The organism is Tsukamurella sp. TY48, from assembly GCF_019656655.1.
Classification (GTDB): Bacteria; Actinomycetota; Actinomycetes; order Mycobacteriales; family Mycobacteriaceae; genus Tsukamurella; species Tsukamurella strandjordii.
The window spans coordinates 2,423,516-2,442,702 of the sequence record NZ_BPMV01000001.1; the positions used below are offsets into that span (position 1 = coordinate 2,423,516).

Sequence of the window (19,187 nt, forward strand, 5' to 3'; positions counted from 1 at the left end):
GAGTCCGGCGACATGTCAGTGTGTCGGCGTACGGTGAAGTGATCCGCATCACAGATGGAGGTCTCATGGCAGACACGGTCGACGTCCCGCCGCCCACGCTGGAACTGGGTGAGCTGCGGCTCTACGACAATCCCGTGCGCGATCGATTCGAACTCTGGTCCCGCGACGAGCTGATCGGCGTGGTGGGCTACGAACTCACCGACCACGGCGACGTGATCCTGTTGCACACCGTGGTGATGGAGAAGTTCGGCAAGCAGGGCTTCGCCCGCGCGATCGTCTCCGGCGTGCTCGACGATGCGCGTTCGCGGGAGCGGCAGGTGATCCCCGTGTGCACCTACGTGCGCGGCTTCCTCGCCCGGTTCCCGCAGTACCAGGATGTGGTGGCCTCGGCGCGCGCCTGAATCGCTGCGATCAGCGCAACGTCCGCAGGTAGCGGCGGTGCGCCACCGCCTGTGCCACCCGCAGGGCCGGATAGGCGGCACGCCAGAATCCGTGGGGCGCGGGTCGGGTCAGTGAGCGCACCGTGAGCAGTACGTCGTCGCCGTCCCGGTGCACCACGAAGGCCTCCTCACCGCGGACCGGATGTCCCGGCAGAGTCCGGTAGGAGAAGCCGACGCGATCCGCCGTGTCGACCACCTCCACCACTTCGACCGGCTCGGTCACCGTGACGCCCGCGACCCTCGCCGTGACCGTGACCCGCAGCCCGGGGTGCACCCGCTCGTCGGTCGAGACCGAGAATCCGCTCGCGGTCTTCACGCCCCAGTGGAGCACCTCGCGCGCGGCGCGCGCCCAGGCCTCGTCGCCGCGACCGACCCGGGCGCTCACCTCGGACCGCCGGTACTCGGACGGCGCGCCCTCCCATCTGGGCTCGCTCGGCCGGGTCACGACTCGGTCCAATAGCCGTAGCCGTGATGGACGGTGAACCCGAGCCCGCGGTACAGCGCCTGCGCTGCATCGTTGTCGCGCACCACCTCCAAGTACACCCGGCTCGCGCCCGCCTCCGCCGCGGCGGCGCCGAGCGCGGCCATGACCCGCGTCGCGAGCCCCTGCCGACGATGCGCCGACGCCACGGTGACCGATCCGATCCCGCCCCACAGGTTCCCCGCCGCATCGGCCGTGATCGCGACGCGGCCGGCCGCCACCGTCGCTCCACCGTCGACGATCGAGGCGAACCGCACGGCCCCGTCGACCGCGGTGACCAGGGATGCGGGCGTGCCGACCAGTGACAGCCAGCCCGCATCGGGTCCGTCCGCGAGTCCGACGCCATCGGCCGGACCGGCCGCCGCCGGGCCCGTGAGCACATCGGTCTGTTGATCGAGTGGCGGCGCGCCCCGGATCAACCGGTCCGAGACGGTGAGCCGGAGGGGCACGCCGCGCTCGGCGAACCAGGCGCGCGGACCGGCGAGCCGGTCGAGCGACGCGTCCGGATGCAGGGGAGCGGCGCACGTGGCGCGATTGCCCGGAACGCCGGGAGCCGCGCGGCAGAACCACCCGTCCACCCAGGCGTGTTCCAGCGAGAGCCAGCCGCGGGCACGGGCCAGATCCAGGGACCGGATCTCGCTCGCCCGCACGGGGCGGGGCGGCACCGTCTTCATCGCCACGATCGCCGACCGGGCGATCACGTGCTCGGTGCCGTCGCGCTCGACGACCACCGGGTCACCGTCGGCGACCAACCGCCCGATGACGTCGGTTGCCGCACCGGTGTCCAGGAGGTGGCGGACCACCACCCGGTCACCGGAGACGGGGGACATCAGTCGTCGTGCCCGAACGGATCGTCCACGGTGCCGGGCACCCAGGTGAGTCCGGGCTGATTCCACCCGTTCTTCTTGATGAACTTCTTCGCCTGGCGCGCGTACCGCCCCACGAGAACATCGGTGTAGAGGAATCCGTCGAGGTGCCCCGTCTCGTGCTGCAGCATCCGCGCGAAGAACCCGGTGCCCTCGATCTCGACCGGATCGCCGTTGCGATCGGTGCCGACGACCTTGGCCCAGTCGGCGCGGCCGGTGGGGAAGGACTCACCGGGAACGGAGAGGCAGCCCTCCCAGTCGTCGTCCGGATCGGGCATGGTCTCGGGGATGTCCGAGGTGGTGAGCACGGGGTTGATCACCTCGCCGCGGCGCCGCTCGTGCGTCTGCTCATCGGGGCAGTCGTAGACGAACAGGCGCAGGTCCCGGCCCACCTGGTTGCCGGCGAGCCCCACGCCGTTCGCGCGGTCCATGGTCTCGAGCATGTCGTCGAGCAGCGCGACGATCTCGGCCGCGGGCCTGCCGTCCGCGTCGAGCTCGACCGGGGTGGTCGGCGTGTGCAGAACGGGGTCGCCGACGATGACGATGGGAAGTACGGCCATGCCCTAAGAACTTAGTCGTCTGGGCGACACGCCCCCGCAGCCCCACCCCGGCGATCTTCACCGTGGTTAGATTGTCGCGAACTACAGCAGTGTTATTTCGAATGCGAGGGGAACGCATGGAGGGCGCCGGTGCGGCCGCGCAGAACCTGGCCAGAACTGACGCGCAGCTCGACCAGGAGCGGGGCGACGACGGCCTGACCCGTCGCGAGCACGACATCCTCGCATTCGAGCGGCAGTGGTGGAAGTACGCCGGGGCCAAGGAAGACGCCATCAAGGAGCTCTTCGGACTCTCGGCGACCCGCTACTACCAGGTGCTGAACACGCTGGTCGACACCCCCGAGGCGCTCGCCGCGGACCCGATGCTCGTCAAGCGGCTGCGCCGCGTGCGCGCCAGCCGGCAGAAGGCCCGCGCGGCCCGCAAGCTCGGCTTCGAGATCACCTGATCCCGTACAGTTCAGTGTTGTGAGCAGTACTTCGAACAGTCGCCCCGTCCCGATTCGGGCGATCGTCATGATCCTCATTTCGCTCGCGATCCTCTTCGCGGCGCTGGGTGTGCACGGCTACGTGACCCGGGACGACGATCCGCAGGCCGCGCTCAACGCCCAGGAGGCGAAGCTGAACGCGGCGGCCACGCAGACCTCCGCCGCCGCCCCCGCGGGCGAGAAGCCCACGGTGTGCCTGATCTCCGTGAACAAGGCCCCGCTCGCCGATGCCACCGATCGCCTCACCAAGGCGGGGATGCCCCCGCAGGAGGAGACCGCCGTGTGGCCCGCGCGCCCCGCGGCCCCGCGCGCCACCACCGTCTACTTCGACGACGGCGGTGAAGCGCAGGCGAAGACCGTGGCCACCGCGCTCCCGGGCTCGACGACCGCGGCCCGTCCGGCCGGGCTCGAGGCGTGCGGCAACGCCATCGCCGTCGCGGTCGTGAGGAAGTAGTAGGTCCTGTCCGCAGCGGCCGATCCGGGCCCGATATGATTTGCGCAAGCTCAGCCCAGGTAGCCGTTGCATAAGGAGTCTTCGATGACGAAGCGCCAGTACCTCGCCCCGATCGCGATCCTCCCGGTGGCGGCGCTCGCCCTGACGGGCTGTGTCAACAACGAGAAGCCCGCCGAGCCGGGCGCCGGCACCACCCCTGCGGTCGTCACCGGTGCGACGGTGCCCGCGCAGGGCCCGGTGCTCAGCCTCGCCCCCGAGGCGCACGGTGCGGACAAGCCCGCCGAGGGCGGCGCCCCGGCCGCCGGATCGGCTGAGGCCTCGCTGGTCAAGCCCGACGGCAGCAGCGCGGGCAAGGCCACCTTCACCGAGAAGGACGGCGTGGTAGTGGTCGACGTACGGGTCACCGGCCTGCCCGCCGGCTTCCACGGCATGCACATCCACGAGGTCGGCAAGTGCGAGCCGAACTCCGTCGCCAAGAACGGCGCTCCCGGTTCCGCCACCAACTTCGGTTCGGCCGGCGGTCACTGGCAGAAGGCCGGCGCCACCGGGCACCCGATGACCGGCGACCTGGTCTCGGTGTACGTCAACGCCAACGGCACCGGCCAGACCGTCACCAGCACCGGCGCCTTCACGCTGGCCGACATCAAGAAGAACGCCGACGGCAACGCGCTGATGATCCACGAGAAGGCGGACAACTTCGGCAACGTTCCCGCGTCGAAGTACGCCAACATCGTTCCGGGCCAGCCCGTGCCGGACGAGCAGACCCTGATGACCGGCGACGCGGGCGGCCGGATCGCCTGCGGCGTGATCAAGGTCGGTTAATCATCGAGCCCGTCGCCTTCCAGGCGTCGCCGCGGCCGACGATCGGCGTCGAGTGGGAATTCGCCCTCGTCGATAGGGAGTCCGCGGACCTCGTGAGCCGTGCGGACGAGCTGTTCGACGGTGTGCGGGCCGCGAGCCCGGAGATCGCACCACAGGTGCACTCAGAGATGCTGCGCAACACCGTCGAGGTGGTCACCGGCGTCTGCGACAACACCGCCGAGGCGATGGCCGACCTGGCGCGGACCCTGCACGTGGTGCGCGGCGCGGCCGACGCGCTGGGTGTCGATCTGTTCGGCGCCGGCACCCATCCCTTCGCGCAGTGGAACGCCCAGCAGCTCACCGACAATCCCCGCTACGACGAGCTGATCGCGCGCACCCAGTGGTGGGGCCGGCAGATGCTCATCTGGGGCGTGCACGTGCACGTGGGCGTGAATCACCGCGACAAGGTGCTGCCGATCATCTCGGCACTGCTCAACCAGTACCCGCACCTGCTCGCGCTCTCCGCCAGCTCGCCCATGTGGGGCGGGCACGACACCGGCTACGCCAGTACCCGGGCCATGATGTTCCAGCAGCTGCCCACCGCGGGCCTGCCCTTCCAGTTCGAGCAGTGGGGCGAGTTCGAGCGCTTCGTCCACGATCAGAAGACCACCGGGATCATCGATCACCTCAACGAGATCCGCTGGGACATCCGCCCCGCGTGCCATCTCGGCACCATCGAGGTGCGGATCTGCGACGGCATGTCGAGCTTCGCGGAGCTCGAGGCCGTGGTGGCGCTGATCCACTGCCTGGTGGTGTGGCTCGACGGCCGGCTCGATGCGGGGGAGACCCTGCCCACGCTGCCGCCCTGGCACGTTCAGGAGAACAAGTGGCGCGCGGCCCGATACGGCCTGGACGCCATCATCATCCAGGATGCGGACAACAACGAGCGGCTCGTCACCGAGGACCTCGACGAGCTGCTGGAGCAGCTGACGCCCATCGCGCGGCGGCTCGACTGCGAACGGGAACTGCGTGCGGTACAAGACATCCCGCGCCGCGGGGCCTCCTACCAGCGGCAGCGCGCCGTAGCCGACGGGATCTGCAACGTGGACACCTACCGTGAGGTGGTGCGCTCCGTCACCGGAGATCTCGTGATCCCATGACGGCCGCGCATCTGCTCGCCTTCGTCGGCGCCGCACTCCTGCTCATCGTGGTGCCCGGTCCGAGCGTGCTCTTCGTGGTCGGCCGGGCGCTGGCACACGGCCGCTCCGTCGCGGTCGCCAGCGCGCTCGGCGGCACCTTGGGTTCGTTCCTGCTCGCGGTGCTGGTGGCCGTGGGTCTGGGGGCCGCGATCTCCCGCTCGGCGGTCTTCTTCCTCGCACTGAAGATCATCGGCGGCCTGTACCTGTGCTTCCTCGGTGTCCAGGCGATCCGCAGCCGAGGGGACCTCGATCTCGACGCGGGAACCGGGGAGCGCCGCGGCGCCGCCCATCTGAGGTCGGTCCGGCAGGGCGTCGTGGTGGGACTGACGAACCCGAAGAACCTGGTTTTCTTCGCTGCGGTGCTGCCCCAGTTCGTGGTCCCCGCAGCGGGATCGACCACGCGCCAGATGCTGATCTTCGCCGTGATCTTCTGCGTGATCGCCGCGATCAGCGACAGCATCTGGGGACTCGTCGCCGCCCGTGCGCGCGACTGGTTCGCCCGGTCGCCCCGGCGGCTGCGGGCCGTCGGCGGAGCGGGCGGGGCCACGATGATCGGGCTCGGCGTGGGCCTGGTCGCCGCCGGCAACCCGAACTGAACCGACCCGCTCGCGTCGCATAGACGCATGCGTCTTTGTTTAACGATAATGATTATCGTTATGTTTGCTCGGTGAACTCCTCCCCCACTCGCCGACGGCGTGTCGCACGCCCCGCAGTGGCCGCCGCCGTGCTGAGCGCGGCGCTGGTCGCGTCGATGGTCGTGGCCGTGTCACAGGGTGCGGCAACGGTGCCGCTGGGCGACATTCCGCGGTTGATCTGGGCGGCGCTGCGCGGGGGAGTGTTGGCCTACGAGGACCGCACCGCGTACTCCATCGTGTGGGAACTGCGCGTGCCGCGGGTGCTGCTCGCCGCCCTCGTCGGCGCGGGCCTGTCCGTGGCCGGGGTCGCGTGCCAGGCGCTGGTGCGCAATCCGCTCGCAGATCCGTTCATCCTCGGCATCTCCAGCGGTGCCTCCGTGGGCGCCAGCCTCGTGGTCACCACCGGCGTCGTCGCCGGGCTCGGTGTAGCAGGCACGGCGGGAGCGGCGTTCCTCACCGCGCTGGCGGCCTCCGCGCTGGTCTACCTGCTCAGCCGCTCGCCCGGCGGCGCGCTCAGCCCCGTCCGGCTGGTGCTCACCGGTGTCGTACTGGCCTTCGCCTTCCAAGGCCTGGCGGGTGCCATCGTCTTCTTCGACCCTGTCGGCGATGCCGCGCGGTCGGTGATGTTCTGGCTGCTCGGCGGACTCGGCGCCGCCCAGTGGTCGGTGCTCCCGCTGGTCGCGGCCACGGTGGCGGTGTGCACCGCGATCGCCGCCCGGATGTCCGGCGTGCTCGACGTGCTGGCGCAGGGCGACGAGGCCGCGGCAGCGCTCGGCCTCGACCCGCAGCGCGCGCGGCTGTGGCTGTTCCTGCTCGTCGTGGTGATGACCTCGGTCCTAGTGTCCATCGCCGGCACAGTCGGCTTCGTCGGACTGGTTGTGCCGCATGCGGTCCGGATGGTAGTCGGGCCGTTGCACCGCCGGGTCCTGTTGCTCGCGCCCCTGGTCGGCGCGCTCCTGCTGGTGTGGGTCGACCTGCTCAGCCGGCTCGTGGTCGCGCCCCGCGAGCTGCCGCTGGGCATCGTCTCCGCGCTCGTCGGGGTACCGGTGTTCCTGTATCTGCTCCGCCGTCGCGATGGACTCCTCGGAGGCGCCGCATGAGAATCGAGATGGACCGCGTTACCGTCGAACTCGGGGGACGGGCGGCGCTGACAGAGGTGACCCTGCAGGTGGAATCCGGCGCTCATGTGGGCCTGATCGGTCCCAACGGCAGCGGGAAATCGACTCTGCTGCGATGCCTCTACCGCGCCCTCACGCCCACCTCGGGCCGGGTCCGGGTGGGCGGCACCGACCTCGCGACCATCCGCCGGCGCGACGGTGCCCGACGGGTCGCCGCCGTGACGCAGAGCGAGACCGGGCACCTCGGCTACACCGCGCAGGAGACGGTGATGCTGGGGCGCTTCGCGCACGGCGATGCCGGGACCGCGCCCGCCGCGCGCGCGTGCGCGGCGGCACTGGAATCCACCGGCGTCGCCCACCTGCGGGATCGCAGCGTGCTGGATCTTTCCGGCGGAGAGCGGCAGCGCGTTCTGATCGCCCGAGCGTTGGCTCAGGAGACCCCGGTGCTGCTGCTCGACGAGCCGCTCAACCACCTCGACGTGCGGCACCAGATCGACCTGTTGCGGTACCTCCGCGACACCGACAAGACCACCGTGACGGCCATCCACGACATCGGCCTCGCCGCCCAGAGCTGCGATCTGCTCGTGCTTCTCGATGCGGGGCGGGTGGCCGCCGTCGGCACCCCCGCCCACGTGCTCGACCCCGACCGCATCGCCGCGGTCTACGGCATCCGTCCCACCATCGCCCCGGTCGCCGCCGGGCGGCCACCACGCGTGAGCTTCGAGCTCTGACCGAACCACCGAAAGGACCACCATGCCCACCCGTCCCCTGATCGCCGCCGCCCTCGCGGCGACCGTTGCGGTCACCGCTGCGTGCGGCGCCCGCACCGCGGAACCGACGGCCGCACCGATCGAAGTGACCAACTGCGGAGTCCAGCAGCACTATCCGTCGCCGACCGCAGCAGTGCCCTATGACGTCTCCGCGATCGAGAAGATGTTCGCCCTGGGCCTCACCGATCGGATCAAGGGAATCGTACTGCCCAAGACGGTGAACGGGGTCATCGCCAAGTCTCCCTACCGGGCCGAGTACGCCAAGGTGCCGGTGCTGAGCGACGGCGTACTGACACAGGAGCCGCTCGTCGCCGCCAAGGCCGACTGGGTCTTCGCGGGCTGGCAGGCAGGCTTCAGCCCGGCGCGGGGCGTGACGCCGGATTCACTGAACACGTTGGGGATCGGGAGCTACATGCAGGAGGAGACCTGCTACAACTACGGCGACAAGCCCGCCGACCGCGCCGCGAACCCTCTGGCGGACACCTACGCCGACTTCACCAACCTGGGGGCGATCTTCCGGGTGCAGGACCGCGCCGCCGCACTGGTCGACCAACTGCGCGCCCGGGAACGTGCGCTGCAGGAACGGGCCGACCGCAAGCGCGTGAAACCGTCGGTGTTCATCTACGACTCCGGTACCTCTGAGCCTTACACCGCCGGCCGTCGCGCCGCCGCCGACCAGGTGGTCTCGCTCGCCGGCGGCCGATCTGTGACGCACGACGTGGACGGCCGCTGGACCGCCGTGGGCTGGGAGTCCATCGTCGCCGCGCAGCCCGAGGTGATCGTCATCGTCGACTACGACAAGCAGCCCGCGCAGCAGAAGATCGACTACCTGCGCCAGGCATCGCCGATCAAGGATTCTCCCGCGGTCCGTGGAGACCGGATCCGCGTGGTGGACTACGCCGAACTGGTTGCCGGCGCCCGCAATCTCGACGCCGCATCGACGCTCGCGGATTACCTCGAGCAGAGCGGAGTTACCCGATGACCGCCCCCGGCACCGTCGCCGACGTCGTCGACCTCGCGCGCGACGCTGCCGGCGATCAGGTCGCCCGCAGCGTCTTCTTCGTCTCGCACGGCACCCGCCTGGCGGGCAGTGATCAGCGCTACCGCAACCGCTACGTCCTCGTGCGCGTGGGAGAGGCGTTCGGCGCCTGTGCCTTCGAAGAGGGCGAGCTCGGACCGGAGATCGCCGACCTGTCCGGAGAACCGCTCGCCGCGCTGCTCGACCACGCGGCCCAGCCCGTGCGGATCGCGGCCGCGGACGCCGCCCTGGGTGCCGTCTCTCCGCACCGTGACGACCCGCGCGCCGAGACCCGGATCCTGCCGACCGGGACACCGGACGTGCGCGCCGTCTCCCGCGACGCCGCCGTGGCCGAACTGCTCTCGTTCGCGCCGGGCGCGCGGGTCGCGCTGATCGGCGTCGTGAATCCCCTTGTCGCCGCCATCCGCGACCGTGGCGGCGAACCCCTGCCCGCGGATCGCAATCTGCAGTTCACGCACTGGGGCGATCCGGTGGCGGATGACCACCAAGAGGTGATCGCACGCGCCGACGCCGTGCTGGCCACCGGAATGACGCTGGGCAACGGTACCTTCGATGAGATCATCGCCAGCTGCCGCGAGCGCGACCTGCCGCTGGCGGTGTACGCCCAGAGCGGTGCCGCCGTCGCCCGTGCCTTCCTCGGTGCCGGCCTGACCGCCCTCTCCGCCGAGCACTTTCCGTTCTCCCAGTTCTCCGCCGACGCCTCGCCGATGTATCTCTACCGGGACGTGCCATGAGCGCCCCCGCCGACCGTCCGGTGCCGGACCGGGTGCTGATCCGCGCAGTGTGGCCGATGCTCGCCGCCGCCGCACTCGGGCTCGTGCCGTTCACCGTTATGGCCAACTTCCTGGTCGCCATCGCCGCCGATGCCCACGCGGGCGTCGACCTGATCGGCAGCCTCCGCGGCCTCGGTGGCGTGGCGGCGCTCCTGGTCGGGGTGGCGGCCGCACCGCTGCTGGACCGGCTGTCCCGATCCTCGGTCGCCGCGCTCGCGCTGCTGGTGCTCGCGGCCGGCTGCGGCCTGTCGCTCCAGGGCAGCACCGCCGCGTGGATCGCCTTCTGTCTGTTGATCGGCGCGGGCACAGCTGTTCTGAACCCCGCGCTGTCGGCGATGGCGGCCGATCGATTTGACTCGCCCGCGGCATCCGCGCGGGCGGCGACCCTGGTCTCGTCGACCATGACGCTGACTGCGGTGCTCGCCGCCCCGGTGTTGGCCCTGCCCGCGGTGCTGTGGGGGTGGCGCGCCGATATGGCTGCCGCGGCCGTGGTGCTGCTCGTGGTCGCCGCGTTCGTCGCCCGGCACCCCGATCCGAGTGGAGGGCACACCAAGGTCAGCTATCTGCAGGCCTTCCGGACCGTGCGGTCCATCCCGGGCGCGCTGGACACTCTGGCGATCTCGCTGCTGCGCACGCTTGCCTTCATGGGCTCGCTGGCCTACATCGCCGCCGCGTTCGGAGCGCGATTCGGCATCGGCACCGGATGGTTCTCCCTGGTGTGGGCCACCTCCGGTCTCGCCTTCTTCCTCGGGAACTTCCTGGGCGGCAGGGTGATGCAGGACCGCGGCGCCGACCGTTTGTTCGGCACCGTGGTCAGTGCGATCCTCGTCGCCTCCCTATCTATGGTCGTGCTGTACACGGCGCCGCACGTGGCGATCTCCTGGGTGATGGTGGCGCTGGTGTCCGCATCGCACGCGGTGATCGCCGCGGCGGTCACGACGACCCTGGTGCGTGGGGCGGGGCAGGTGCGCGGCACCGTGCTCTCGCTCAACGGGGCGGCCCAAAGCGTCGGTGTCTTCGCCGGTGCTACCCTGGGCGGCGCGGCGCTCGCCGTGGGCGGTTGGACCGGTGTCGGCGTGGTCCTCGGCGGTGCCACCTTGCTCGCCGGCGTCTTCGCATGGCGCGCCCGTCGCGCGGATACCGCCGAGCGGGTGGCGAACAGCACGGGACCAACGGCGTGAGCGCGCACCGGGCCGCGCCCCGCGGCCGGGGCGTGGGGCGCAGCACCGGCCACCACGGCGAGATCCTCCAGGGCCGCTTCCGTTGCCCCGAGCTCGGTGAGTGCCCCGGCCTGGTGACGGTGCCGGTACGCAGCCTCGCGTCGGTCGCCGTCTTCGTGCCGGATCGATCGGGCTCGGTGCGCAGCGGGTGCGGGAGCGGGCGGGGCCTACGCAAGGCCCGCAGTGCGGCCCGCGCGACGATCCGCCACCTCCGTGAGCAGGGCAGCGTCCCGTTCACCGGCGGGGAGCTCGCGGTGACTCGGACGATGCCCGTCGGGCTCGGGCTCGGCTCCTCGACCGCCGATGTACTCGCCGCGGTGCGGGCCGTGGCGGATTCGGCGTCCGTCGAGCTGGACGTCGACGTCGTCGCCCGGCTCACCGTCGCAGCGGAGGGCGCTTCCGACCCCCTCTGGGCCGACCGGCCGGTACTGTTCGCACACCGGCACGGCCACGTGATCGAGGAACTGGGCGCCGGCCTGCCGCCGATGCTGTTGCTGCGCTGTCGGCTCGGCGACCCCGTCGACACCCTGGCGCTGCCCATCACCGGCGCCGCGGACGTCGACGACTACGAGGAACTGCGCCGCACGCTCCGGGCCGCGGTGCGAGCGGGTGATGCCGCCGCGATCGGTGCGGTCGCGACCCGCAGTGCCCGGCTCAATCAGACCCGGCATCACAAACCCGATCTGGAACTGCTGCTCGCGGTCGGCGATCACGGCGGTGCCCTCGGCGTGCAGGTAGCGCATTCCGGCAACGTCGCCGGCCTGTTGTTCGCCGCCGCCCATCCGCCCGAGGCGATCGCCCACACCTGCGCTGCCGCGAGGGAATTGGGCCTGTACGTCGACGCCGAACCGCTCCCGATCGGGGGCGCAGCATGAGGACGATTCGGCATATCGGCGAGGCACTCAGCACCCCGGCGCTGATCCGTGCCACCGAGCACCGCTATCTGCTGCGGTTCGAATCCATGAAGGTCGCCTCGGCCCGCGCCGCCCTCGCCGCAGCGATCGACTCCGGCCGAGTTCAGCCGGGCGGCAGGGTGATCGACTCCTCGTCCGGCATCTACGCCTACGCCCTGGCGCTGGCCTGTCATGAGCGAGGAGTGCACTGCCGGATCATCGGATCCACCACGATCGACGAGACCCTTCGGCTGCAGCTGCTCGCCCTCGGCGTCGAGCTCGAGCAAATGCCGTCGTCGCAATCCCTGAAGCTGGATCAGGACCGGCGGGTCCGCCGCGTCACCGAGCTGCTGGCGGAAGACCCGGACCTGCACTGGATGCGGCAGTACCACGACCCGGTGCACTACCTGGGCTATCGCGAGATCGCACGCACCGTCGCAGCCGAACTCACCGACGCCGGGATCCGATCGATCCGGCTGGTCGCGCCCGTCGGCTCCGGCGTTTCCAGCGGTGCGCTGCGGCTCGGCCTCGAGGACTCGGGGCTCTCAGTGCAACTGGTGGGCGTACAACCCTTCGGCAGCATCACCTTCGGCTCGCAGCACGTCGACGACCCGGACATGCTGATCGCCGGGATCGGCTCGTCGATCACGTTCGACAACGTGCGGCACGGGCTCTACGACGTGATCCACTGGGTCTCGTTCGAGGTGGCCCGCACCGGCACCCACGACCTACTGCGCGAGTACGCGCTGTTCGCCGGCCTGTCGTCCGGCGCCGGACACGCGGTCGCCGGGCACGAGGACGACGAGCCCGACGTTGCGCCCGTCGACGCCACCGTGCAGGTACTACCCGACACGGGGCACCGCTACGCGCGGGCACTGGCCACCGCACCGTCGACAGGTCCCCGGCCGCGGCCGCTGACGGTCACCCGGCCGGAGGACGTGGAGCTGCCGTGGTCGCGCATGCGGTGGGCGGGCAGGCCCGCGCCGGCCTAATCGCGGGCGCCGGTCTCCATGTCCTCGATCTCGATGGTTTGATCGCGCAGCCGCTGCTCCTGGTAGGCCACGCGGCCCACGCGGTGTGCCACGACCGGTGCGGTGAGCAGGGCGAAGAGCCCGGCCAGCACCAGCATCCACACGTCCACCGAATCGCGTAGCACGATCGCCGCACCGCCCAGCAGGAGCAGCAGGCCCATCGTCTGCGGCTTCGTGGCGGCGTGCATCCGGGTGAGGGTATCCGGGAACCGGACGATGCCGATCGCGGCCGTCAGGGCGAAGACCGCGCCGGTGATCATCAGGATCGCGGCGATCACATCGAGAACCATCACTTGCCACCGCCCTTCGGCGCATCGGGTTTGGCGGTCCCCGCATCATCGGGCACGCGGAACCGGGCCACCGACGTCGAACCGACGAAGCCGATCAGCGACAGCGCGACCACACCGGGAATCACCGACGAGTTACCGCTGTACGCCGCCCACACCGCGAGCCCGCCCATTGCGATCGCGACCAGCGCATCCACCGAGACCACGCGGTCGAGAGTGTTGGGGCCCACCAGGAGCCGGTAGGCGGTGATGAACGCCGCGATCACGAGGATCACGCCGGTCACCACGAAGACCACGGTCATGACTGTCCCTCCTGCTGCGGCGATTCGCCCCGCTGCTCGCGGCGGTAGTCGATCTCCGGTTGCGCCATGGCACGGGCATCGCGATTCGTGCGCTCGTTCAGCGAGAGATCGTGGTAATCGTCGTCGACGCCGTGCAGCGGGCTCGCGTGCCACTCGTTGTCCCGCTCGAAGGCACTGATGAACAGGCGCTCGAGTCGCGCTGTGCTGCGGTAGAACTGGCGCACGGCCTTCTCGCTGCTCACGTCCACCACGTGCACGTACAGCAGGCGGCGCTTGGTGTCGATGTCGAGCACCATGGTGCCCGGGATCAGGTTCATCATGTCCACCAGCAGGGTGAGCACCAGATCGGACTTGACCTCAACCTTCGCGCGGAGCACCGCGCTCATCGGCGGGCCGCCCGGCCGCAGCGCCAGCCACGCCACCTGCACCGACGACTTGAGCATCTCGGCGATGAAGACCAGGCCCAGCTTGATCAGCGAGAAGATGTGCACACGGCCCTCGACCGGCACCGGCGGCAGCGGCAGCAGCAACAGGATCGCCGCGCCCACCAGTAGGCCGGCGAGGATGTTGCCCGGCGTGATCCGGCCCCACAGCATCACCCACACCGCGTCCAGCCACACCAACTGGGCGAGCTTGGCCAGCACCGCCCGGCCGTCGGTCAGATCGGGCAGGATCCGGTGCACCAGCTTCTTAGCCATGGTTCCCACCCGCCTTCGCCGCATCGTCGTGGATCACCGGCGTACCGTCGGCGTTCTTGAGCTTGAGCGCACCCTCGTGACCGAGCACCGCCTCGACGTAGTCGACCCGGCCGATCAGCTGCTCCGCGGCTCGGTCGGTGACGTCGAACATCGGTCCGGCCCAGACCGCGATCGCCAGGCCCACCGCGAACAGCGCGGCCGTGGGTGCCACCATGCTGATCGGCATCCGGCCCGGATCCTCGCGATCGGCGAACTCGATGTCATCGGCATCGGCCAGCAGCGCCTCGGGATGCGCACCGGCGAGCTGGCCCTCCGGAGCATCGGCGCGGGCCCGCCAGAAGGCCTTCGTCCACACGCGGGCCACCGCGTACAGCGTCAGCAGGCTGGTGATCACGCTGCCCGCCACCAACACCCAGGCCAGCACCGAACCCACCTGCACGCCCGCCTCCAGGAGGCCCACCTTGCCGATGAATCCCGAGAAGGGCGGAATACCACCCAGATTCAGCGCCGGCAGGAAGAACAGGATCGCCAGCACCGGGCTGGCCGCGGCGAGTCCACCGAGGCGGCGCAGCGATGCCGCGCCGGCCTGGCGTTCGATCAGGCCCACCACCAGGAACAGCGTTGTCTGCACCAGAATGTGATGCGCCACGTAGTAGATCGAGCTGCTCAGGCCCAGCGGCGTGGACAGAGCGATGCCGAAGATCATGTAGCCGATGTGGCTCACCAGGGTGAACGAGAGCAGACGTTTGATGTCGGTCTGCGCGATCGCACCCAGGATGCCCACGATCATCGTCAACAGCGCTGCGATGAGCAGCACGTTGTCGACCGCGCCGCCGGGGAACAGCAGCGTGTGCGCCCGGATGATCGCGTACACACCGACCTTCGTCAGCAAGCCCGCGAAGACCGCGGTGACCGGTGCGGGCGCCGTCGGATAGGAGTCCGGCAACCAGGTGGACAGCGGGAACACCGCCGCCTTGATCCCGAAGGCCACCAACAGCACCGCGAACAGGGTGGTGCGGGTACCCGAGGGCAGGTCCTGCAGTTTGATCGCCATGTCCGCGAGATTCAGCGTGCCCGTGGCGAAGTAGGCGTACGCGATGCCCAGCAGGAAGACCACCGACGAGAGCATCGACACCATCACGTACGAGACGCCGGCCCGCACCCGGTCGGCGCTGCCGCCCACGGTGAGCAGCACGAAACTCGCGGCGAGCAGCATCTCGAAGGAGACGAACAGGTTGAACAGGTCGCCCGAGAGGAAGGCATTGCACACACCCGCCGCGAGCACCAGGTAGGTGGGGAAGAAGATCGACACCGGCTGGTTCTCGTCGCCGTCGCGGATACCCTGTCCCACCGAGTACACCAGCACGCCGAGCAGCACCACGGTGGAGACCAGCAGCATCATCGCCGACAACTGGTCCGCGACCAGGGTGATGCCCAGCGGACTGCCCCCGCCGTCCCGGTCGCCCCAGCCGCCCATGTGCAGCGCGATCGTGCCGTACCGGTCGGTGTAGTAGAGCATCATCGCCGAGACCACCACGAGCGCCGTCAGCGAGAGCAGTGCCACCAGGCGCTGCAGCCGGGGATGCCGGCCCACCACCAGGGTGATCGCGGCGGCCACCAGCGGCAGCACGGTGGGGAGCGGCAGGAGGTTCTGCATGAACGCTTCGGTCATCGGTCTCCCTCCTTCCGCTCGCCTGCTTGGTCCGGGGCCCGGTTGGGTATCGGCATCGCGCCCGTGTCCACCGCGTCCACCCGGGCCTTGCGCAGCTCCTCGGGTGTGAGCGGCTCACCGTCCGGCCCGAAGGCGTCGCCCAGGGCCGACGGTGCGCCCGTGATCGGATCGTCCGAGGCGTCGAAGTCAGGATCCTCCGAGGCGCGATCCACATCGCGTTCGAGCACCTTGGTGTCTTCGGGGTCGTCGTCGACCTCGTCGTCGGTGTTGATGGTGAACGAGCGGTAGGCGAGCGCCAGGATGAACGCCGCCATGCCCATCGTGATGACGATGGCCGTGAGGATCAGGGCCTGCGCCAGCGGATCGGCGAGCGAATCGCGGCCCTCCGAGAAGTAACCCACGATCGGCGGATTCCCGGGCGGCGAGGCCAGGGACAGCAGGAGCAGGTTCACCGCGTTGCCGGCCAGGATGATGCCCATCAGCATCCTGGTGAGGCTGCGGTCCAGGATGAGGTACACACCCGTGGCCATCATCACGGCGATCGCCGCGAACAGTCCGACGTCGACGATCATCGCGCACCTCCACCGGTCTGGACGGGGAGCGGCGAGGTCTGGTCGGCGGGAGAGCCCTCCAGATCGAGGCGGGCCCCGAGGCTGCGCAGCACGTCGAGCACAAGGCCCACCACGATCAGGTAGACGCCGGCATCGAAGATCAGCACCGTGACGAACTTGACCTCCCCGAACACCGGGAGGGTGAACTCGAAGGCCTGCGAGGACATGGCCGGGGCGCCCACCAGCAGCGAGACCACCGTGCCGCTGGCCGCGAGCAGCAGGCCGGTGCCGAGCACCTTGCCCGCGTCGAGCGGCAGCGTCTCGCCGATCTCGTAGCGGCCGCCGGCCAGGTACCTGAGCACCAGGGCGAGCCCCGCCGTCAGGCCACCGGCGAAACCGCCGCCGGGGGCGTTGTGCCCCGCGAAGAAGAAGTAGATCGAGACCACCATGATCGTCGGGAAGACCATCCGCGAGGTGACCTCCAGGACTAGCGACCGATGCCGCGGGTCGCGCATCGCGCTCCCGCGCAGCCAGGTGGTGCCCGGTGCCTCCGCCGCGGCGGCCGTGGCCTCCGAGGACATGCGCGGCGCCGAGCCGAACCGGCGGTTACGGAAGACCAGCGAGGCGACGCCCGTCGCGGCCACCAGCAGCACGGAGATCTCACCGAAGGTGTCCCAGGCGCGGATGTCCACGAGGGTCACGTTCACGGTGTTGCTGCCGTAGCCGAACTTGTAGGCCTGGTCGGGCAGACGGTCCGCGACGGGCGCGGCCACCCGCGCGGCGCGGGCGGCCACGCCCACCACCACGACCATGGCGGCCACGGCGATGCCGAGGATTACCCGCATCAGGCGGGTGGGGCGGCTGCCCGTGATCGGCGCCTCGGCGGGCAGCTTGCGCAGTACCAGCACGAAGACCACCAGCGTGATCGTCTCCACCAGGAACTGGGTGAGCGCCAGGTCGGGGGCGCCGTAGATCGCGAAGATCACGCCCGTGCCGTAGCCCGTGACGCTGACCACGAGCACCGTTGCCAGACGGTTCCGCAGCACGACCGCCGTCAGCGAGGCCACGCACATGAGCACGGCCACCGCGAGGAAGACGGGCGACATCTGGATCCGCAGCTCCGGCCGGGCCCGCGCACCGAGCGCGAACAGGGCCATCGGCAGCAGCACCAGCGTCAGCAGGATGGTGCCCTGGGTGAGCGGCAGCGAGCCTCGCTGCGTGGACTGCGTGATGCGCAGGGACACCACATCGGCCGCGCGCAGCGTGGCGTCGTACAGCCGGTCCGCGTTGCCCAGCAACAGGCTGTTGCGGCGGCGCAGCCGCGAGAACGGGCTGTTGGGCTGCACGATCAGCACACCGGTCGCCACGATCAGCACCGTCAGCAGCAGCGGCAGCGTGAAGCCGTGCCACAGCGCCAGGTGGTACGGATCCTCCGCAGGCGGGAACTGCGAATCCGGGTAGCCGCTGAGCACGTGATCGAGCCACGGCGAGGCGAACCCGGCGATCAGGCTGAGCGCGGCGAGCAGGGCGGGGCCGGCGATGAACACGGCAGCAGGAGTGTGCATCTCGGCGACGGCGCGCGTCGGCGCGACCTGTCCCTTGCGGCCGAAGGCGCCCCACAGGAACCGGATGCTGTAGGCCACGGTCAGAGCCGAACCGGCGCACAGTCCGGCGACCAGCAGCACCGGCAGCGGCGTGGGCAGATCGGCGTGCAGCATCGATTCGAGCATCGCCTCCTTGCCGACGAAGCCGTACAGCGGCGGGATGCCGGCCATCGACGCGGCGGCGAGGGCGGCGATCACCGCGAGCGGGCGCTGCTTGTCGCCGAGGCGGGCCAGGCGCCGGATGTCGCGGGTGCCGGCCGCGTGGTCGATGATGCCGACCACCATGAACAGGGTGGCCTTGAACAGCGCGTGTGCGGTGAGCATGGTGATGCCCGCCAGCGCGACGTTCCGCTCGCCCGTACCCACCAGAACCAGCAGCATGCCGAGCTGGCTGACGGTGCCGAAGGCCAGGATGAGCTTGAGGTCGAACTCGCGCAGGGCCCGCCATCCGGCCAGGATCATCGTGCTGATGCCGAGCCCGAAGACGATCACCCGCCACGAGGTGAGGTGCGAGAACGCGGGCGCGATGAGCGCGACGAGGAAGATGCCCGCCTTCACCATCGCCGCGGCGTGCAGGTAGCCCGACACCGGCGTCGGCGCGGCCATCGCGCCGGGGAGCCAGAAGTGGAAGGGCGCGATCGCCGACTTGCTGATCGCGCCGATCAGGATGAGCACCACGCCCACCTCGACGCCGATCGAGATGGTCGACGGATCGGCCACGGCCTTCGCGATCACCTCGGAGAACAGGTAGGTGCCGTAGTGCTCGCCGAGCTCGATGATGCCGACCAGCATCGCGAGGCCGCCGAGGGTGGTGACCAGCAGCGCCTGCGTGGCGGCCCGGCGGCTGGTGGCGCGTTCGGCGTAGTAGCCGACGAGCAGGAAGCTGAGCACCGAGGTGAGCTCCCAGAAGACGTACATCGCGAGCATGTTGTCGCTCACGACCAGGCCGAACATCACGGCCATGAAGGCCACCAGCTCGGCGGCGAAGGTGGGCAGCTTGCGGGTGTTCGGGGTGTCGGTGAAGTAGCCGGAGCAGTAGACCAGGATCACCGCGCCGATGCCGAGGACCAGCACGGACATCACCGCGGCCAGCGGTGTGAGCCGCAGGTCGAAGTTCATGTTGAGCGACTGCACCCAGCGCAGGGTCTCGGTGCGTTCGGGTTCGCCGGATCGCGGCCACTGCGCGATGATCCACACGAGAGCCGCGGCGGGGACGACGGCGAGGCCGAGGAAGCCGCGCGCGCCGAACCGGCCCACCACCACGGGGGCGGCTAAGGTCGCCAATGACAAGCAGACAAGGATGACAAGCAA

General features: G+C 70.3%; 22 protein-coding genes. 13 read left to right on the plus strand and 9 right to left on the minus strand.

Annotation, left to right across the window (positions count from 1 at the left end; translation table 11 throughout):
* Positions 1 to 65 precede the first annotated feature (65 nt).
* The gene (locus TTY48_RS11775) at positions 66 to 401 is read left to right on the plus strand and encodes a GNAT family N-acetyltransferase (protein WP_220657667.1); all 336 of its coding nucleotides are present in this window, start codon (positions 66 to 68) and stop codon (positions 399 to 401) included.
* Positions 402 to 411: 10 nt separating this feature from the next.
* On the opposite strand, the gene TTY48_RS11780 is transcribed toward TTY48_RS11775, so the two are convergent.
* The 3 genes from TTY48_RS11780 to TTY48_RS11790 are packed head-to-tail and all read right to left on the minus strand — an operon-like array spanning position 412 to position 2,347.
* Positions 412 to 885 (minus strand): DUF1990 family protein, encoded by a 474-nt coding sequence (locus TTY48_RS11780; RefSeq protein WP_220657668.1) that lies wholly within the window; start codon positions 883 to 885, stop codon positions 412 to 414.
* Positions 882 to 1,751 (minus strand): GNAT family N-acetyltransferase, encoded by an 870-nt coding sequence (locus tag TTY48_RS11785; protein ID WP_220657669.1) that lies wholly within the window; start codon positions 1,749 to 1,751, stop codon positions 882 to 884. Before TTY48_RS11785 ends, TTY48_RS11780 begins: the two co-directional genes overlap by 4 nt.
* Complete coding sequence (locus TTY48_RS11790; protein ID WP_220657670.1) at positions 1,751 to 2,347, minus strand: peptide deformylase; 597 nt, start codon at positions 2,345 to 2,347, stop codon at positions 1,751 to 1,753. Before TTY48_RS11790 ends, TTY48_RS11785 begins: the two co-directional genes overlap by 1 nt.
* A 116-nt stretch (positions 2,348 to 2,463) precedes the next feature.
* On the opposite strand from TTY48_RS11790, the gene TTY48_RS11795 reads away from it, so the two are divergent.
* The 12 genes from TTY48_RS11795 to TTY48_RS11850 all read left to right on the plus strand — a co-directional run bounded on the left by TTY48_RS11795 (position 2,464) and on the right by TTY48_RS11850 (position 12,723).
* Positions 2,464 to 2,790, plus strand: coding sequence for a DUF3263 domain-containing protein (locus TTY48_RS11795; RefSeq protein ID WP_220657671.1), 327 nt, complete (start codon positions 2,464 to 2,466; stop codon positions 2,788 to 2,790).
* Between the two features lie 67 nt (positions 2,791 to 2,857).
* On the plus strand, positions 2,858 to 3,283 hold the full coding sequence (locus tag TTY48_RS11800; protein WP_220657672.1) for a LytR C-terminal domain-containing protein: 426 nt from the start codon (positions 2,858 to 2,860) through the stop codon (positions 3,281 to 3,283).
* Positions 3,284 to 3,367: 84 nt separating this feature from the next.
* Positions 3,368 to 4,105 (plus strand): superoxide dismutase family protein, encoded by a 738-nt coding sequence (locus TTY48_RS11805; protein WP_220657673.1) that lies wholly within the window; start codon positions 3,368 to 3,370, stop codon positions 4,103 to 4,105.
* Positions 4,106 to 4,107: 2 nt separating this feature from the next.
* A complete protein-coding gene (locus TTY48_RS11810) occupies positions 4,108 to 5,244 on the plus strand; it encodes a glutamate--cysteine ligase (protein ID WP_255585753.1) in 1,137 nt (378 codons plus the stop codon).
* Entirely contained in the window at positions 5,241 to 5,879 is a 639-nt protein-coding gene (locus TTY48_RS11815) for a LysE family translocator (protein ID WP_220657674.1), read from the plus strand. The genes TTY48_RS11810 and TTY48_RS11815 overlap by 4 nt, the downstream gene beginning before the upstream one ends.
* Before the next feature lie 155 nt (positions 5,880 to 6,034).
* Positions 6,035 to 7,018 carry an iron ABC transporter permease gene (locus tag TTY48_RS11820; RefSeq protein WP_220658561.1) on the plus strand — a complete coding sequence of 328 codons (984 nt, stop codon included), beginning with the start codon at positions 6,035 to 6,037 and terminating at the stop codon, positions 7,016 to 7,018.
* Positions 7,015 to 7,767: an ABC transporter ATP-binding protein gene (locus TTY48_RS11825; RefSeq protein ID WP_220657675.1), complete on the plus strand. Its 753-nt coding sequence runs from the start codon at positions 7,015 to 7,017 to the stop codon at positions 7,765 to 7,767. Before TTY48_RS11820 ends, TTY48_RS11825 begins: the two co-directional genes overlap by 4 nt.
* A 22-nt stretch (positions 7,768 to 7,789) precedes the next feature.
* On the plus strand, positions 7,790 to 8,788 hold the full coding sequence (locus TTY48_RS11830) for an ABC transporter substrate-binding protein (RefSeq protein WP_220657676.1): 999 nt from the start codon (positions 7,790 to 7,792) through the stop codon (positions 8,786 to 8,788).
* The gene (locus TTY48_RS11835) at positions 8,785 to 9,579 is read left to right on the plus strand and encodes a Rossmann-like domain-containing protein (RefSeq protein ID WP_220657677.1); all 795 of its coding nucleotides are present in this window, start codon (positions 8,785 to 8,787) and stop codon (positions 9,577 to 9,579) included. Before TTY48_RS11830 ends, TTY48_RS11835 begins: the two co-directional genes overlap by 4 nt.
* A complete protein-coding gene (locus TTY48_RS11840) occupies positions 9,576 to 10,799 on the plus strand; it encodes an MFS transporter (RefSeq protein ID WP_220657678.1) in 1,224 nt (407 codons plus the stop codon). Before TTY48_RS11835 ends, TTY48_RS11840 begins: the two co-directional genes overlap by 4 nt.
* Positions 10,796 to 11,713 carry a hypothetical protein gene (locus tag TTY48_RS11845; protein WP_220657679.1) on the plus strand — a complete coding sequence of 306 codons (918 nt, stop codon included), beginning with the start codon at positions 10,796 to 10,798 and terminating at the stop codon, positions 11,711 to 11,713. Before TTY48_RS11840 ends, TTY48_RS11845 begins: the two co-directional genes overlap by 4 nt.
* Positions 11,710 to 12,723, plus strand: coding sequence for a pyridoxal-phosphate dependent enzyme (locus TTY48_RS11850; RefSeq protein WP_220657680.1), 1,014 nt, complete (start codon positions 11,710 to 11,712; stop codon positions 12,721 to 12,723). Before TTY48_RS11845 ends, TTY48_RS11850 begins: the two co-directional genes overlap by 4 nt.
* On the opposite strand, the gene mnhG is transcribed toward TTY48_RS11850, so the two are convergent.
* From mnhG to TTY48_RS11880, 6 genes are read right to left on the minus strand one after another with little or no spacing between them, the layout of a single operon-like run.
* Entirely contained in the window at positions 12,720 to 13,052 is a 333-nt protein-coding gene (gene mnhG / locus TTY48_RS11855; RefSeq protein ID WP_220658562.1) for a monovalent cation/H(+) antiporter subunit G, read from the minus strand. The genes TTY48_RS11850 and mnhG overlap by 4 nt on opposite strands.
* Positions 13,052 to 13,351 carry a monovalent cation/H+ antiporter complex subunit F gene (locus tag TTY48_RS11860; protein ID WP_220657681.1) on the minus strand — a complete coding sequence of 100 codons (300 nt, stop codon included), beginning with the start codon at positions 13,349 to 13,351 and terminating at the stop codon, positions 13,052 to 13,054. The genes mnhG and TTY48_RS11860 overlap by 1 nt, the downstream gene beginning before the upstream one ends.
* Complete coding sequence (locus TTY48_RS11865; protein WP_220657682.1) at positions 13,348 to 14,049, minus strand: Na+/H+ antiporter subunit E; 702 nt, start codon at positions 14,047 to 14,049, stop codon at positions 13,348 to 13,350. Before TTY48_RS11865 ends, TTY48_RS11860 begins: the two co-directional genes overlap by 4 nt.
* Positions 14,042 to 15,721, minus strand: coding sequence for a Na+/H+ antiporter subunit D (locus tag TTY48_RS11870; protein ID WP_220657683.1), 1,680 nt, complete (start codon positions 15,719 to 15,721; stop codon positions 14,042 to 14,044). Before TTY48_RS11870 ends, TTY48_RS11865 begins: the two co-directional genes overlap by 8 nt.
* Positions 15,718 to 16,293, minus strand: a complete 576-nt coding sequence (locus TTY48_RS11875; RefSeq protein WP_220657684.1) for a Na(+)/H(+) antiporter subunit C — start codon at positions 16,291 to 16,293, stop codon at positions 15,718 to 15,720. The genes TTY48_RS11870 and TTY48_RS11875 overlap by 4 nt, the downstream gene beginning before the upstream one ends.
* Complete coding sequence (locus TTY48_RS11880; protein ID WP_220657685.1) at positions 16,290 to 19,187, minus strand: Na+/H+ antiporter subunit A; 2,898 nt, start codon at positions 19,185 to 19,187, stop codon at positions 16,290 to 16,292. Before TTY48_RS11880 ends, TTY48_RS11875 begins: the two co-directional genes overlap by 4 nt.

Excerpts from the sequence above, each read along its gene's own strand:
- TTY48_RS11815 (WP_220657674.1), top strand. The coding sequence starts at position 5,241 with ATGACGGCCGCGCATCTGCTCGCCTTCGTCGGCGCCGCACTCCTGCTC.
- TTY48_RS11850 (WP_220657680.1), top strand. The coding sequence starts at position 11,710 with ATGAGGACGATTCGGCATATCGGCGAGGCACTCAGCACCCCGGCGCTG.
- TTY48_RS11860 (WP_220657681.1), bottom strand. The coding sequence starts at position 13,351 with ATGACCGTGGTCTTCGTGGTGACCGGCGTGATCCTCGTGATCGCGGCG.
- mnhG (WP_220658562.1), bottom strand. The coding sequence starts at position 13,052 with ATGGTTCTCGATGTGATCGCCGCGATCCTGATGATCACCGGCGCGGTC.
- TTY48_RS11840 (WP_220657678.1), top strand. The coding sequence starts at position 9,576 with ATGAGCGCCCCCGCCGACCGTCCGGTGCCGGACCGGGTGCTGATCCGC.
- TTY48_RS11870 (WP_220657683.1), bottom strand. The coding sequence starts at position 15,721 with ATGACCGAAGCGTTCATGCAGAACCTCCTGCCGCTCCCCACCGTGCTG.
- TTY48_RS11825 (WP_220657675.1), top strand. The coding sequence starts at position 7,015 with ATGAGAATCGAGATGGACCGCGTTACCGTCGAACTCGGGGGACGGGCG.
- TTY48_RS11800 (WP_220657672.1), top strand. The coding sequence starts at position 2,858 with ATGATCCTCATTTCGCTCGCGATCCTCTTCGCGGCGCTGGGTGTGCAC.
- TTY48_RS11795 (WP_220657671.1), top strand. The coding sequence starts at position 2,464 with ATGGAGGGCGCCGGTGCGGCCGCGCAGAACCTGGCCAGAACTGACGCG.
- TTY48_RS11790 (WP_220657670.1), bottom strand. The coding sequence starts at position 2,347 with ATGGCCGTACTTCCCATCGTCATCGTCGGCGACCCCGTTCTGCACACG.
- TTY48_RS11830 (WP_220657676.1), top strand. The coding sequence starts at position 7,790 with ATGCCCACCCGTCCCCTGATCGCCGCCGCCCTCGCGGCGACCGTTGCG.
- TTY48_RS11805 (WP_220657673.1), top strand. The coding sequence starts at position 3,368 with ATGACGAAGCGCCAGTACCTCGCCCCGATCGCGATCCTCCCGGTGGCG.
- TTY48_RS11820 (WP_220658561.1), top strand. The coding sequence starts at position 6,035 with ATGGTCGTGGCCGTGTCACAGGGTGCGGCAACGGTGCCGCTGGGCGAC.
- TTY48_RS11865 (WP_220657682.1), bottom strand. The coding sequence starts at position 14,049 with ATGGCTAAGAAGCTGGTGCACCGGATCCTGCCCGATCTGACCGACGGC.
- TTY48_RS11875 (WP_220657684.1), bottom strand. The coding sequence starts at position 16,293 with ATGATCGTCGACGTCGGACTGTTCGCGGCGATCGCCGTGATGATGGCC.
- TTY48_RS11835 (WP_220657677.1), top strand. The coding sequence starts at position 8,785 with ATGACCGCCCCCGGCACCGTCGCCGACGTCGTCGACCTCGCGCGCGAC.
- TTY48_RS11785 (WP_220657669.1), bottom strand. The coding sequence starts at position 1,751 with ATGTCCCCCGTCTCCGGTGACCGGGTGGTGGTCCGCCACCTCCTGGAC.
- TTY48_RS11775 (WP_220657667.1), top strand. The coding sequence starts at position 66 with ATGGCAGACACGGTCGACGTCCCGCCGCCCACGCTGGAACTGGGTGAG.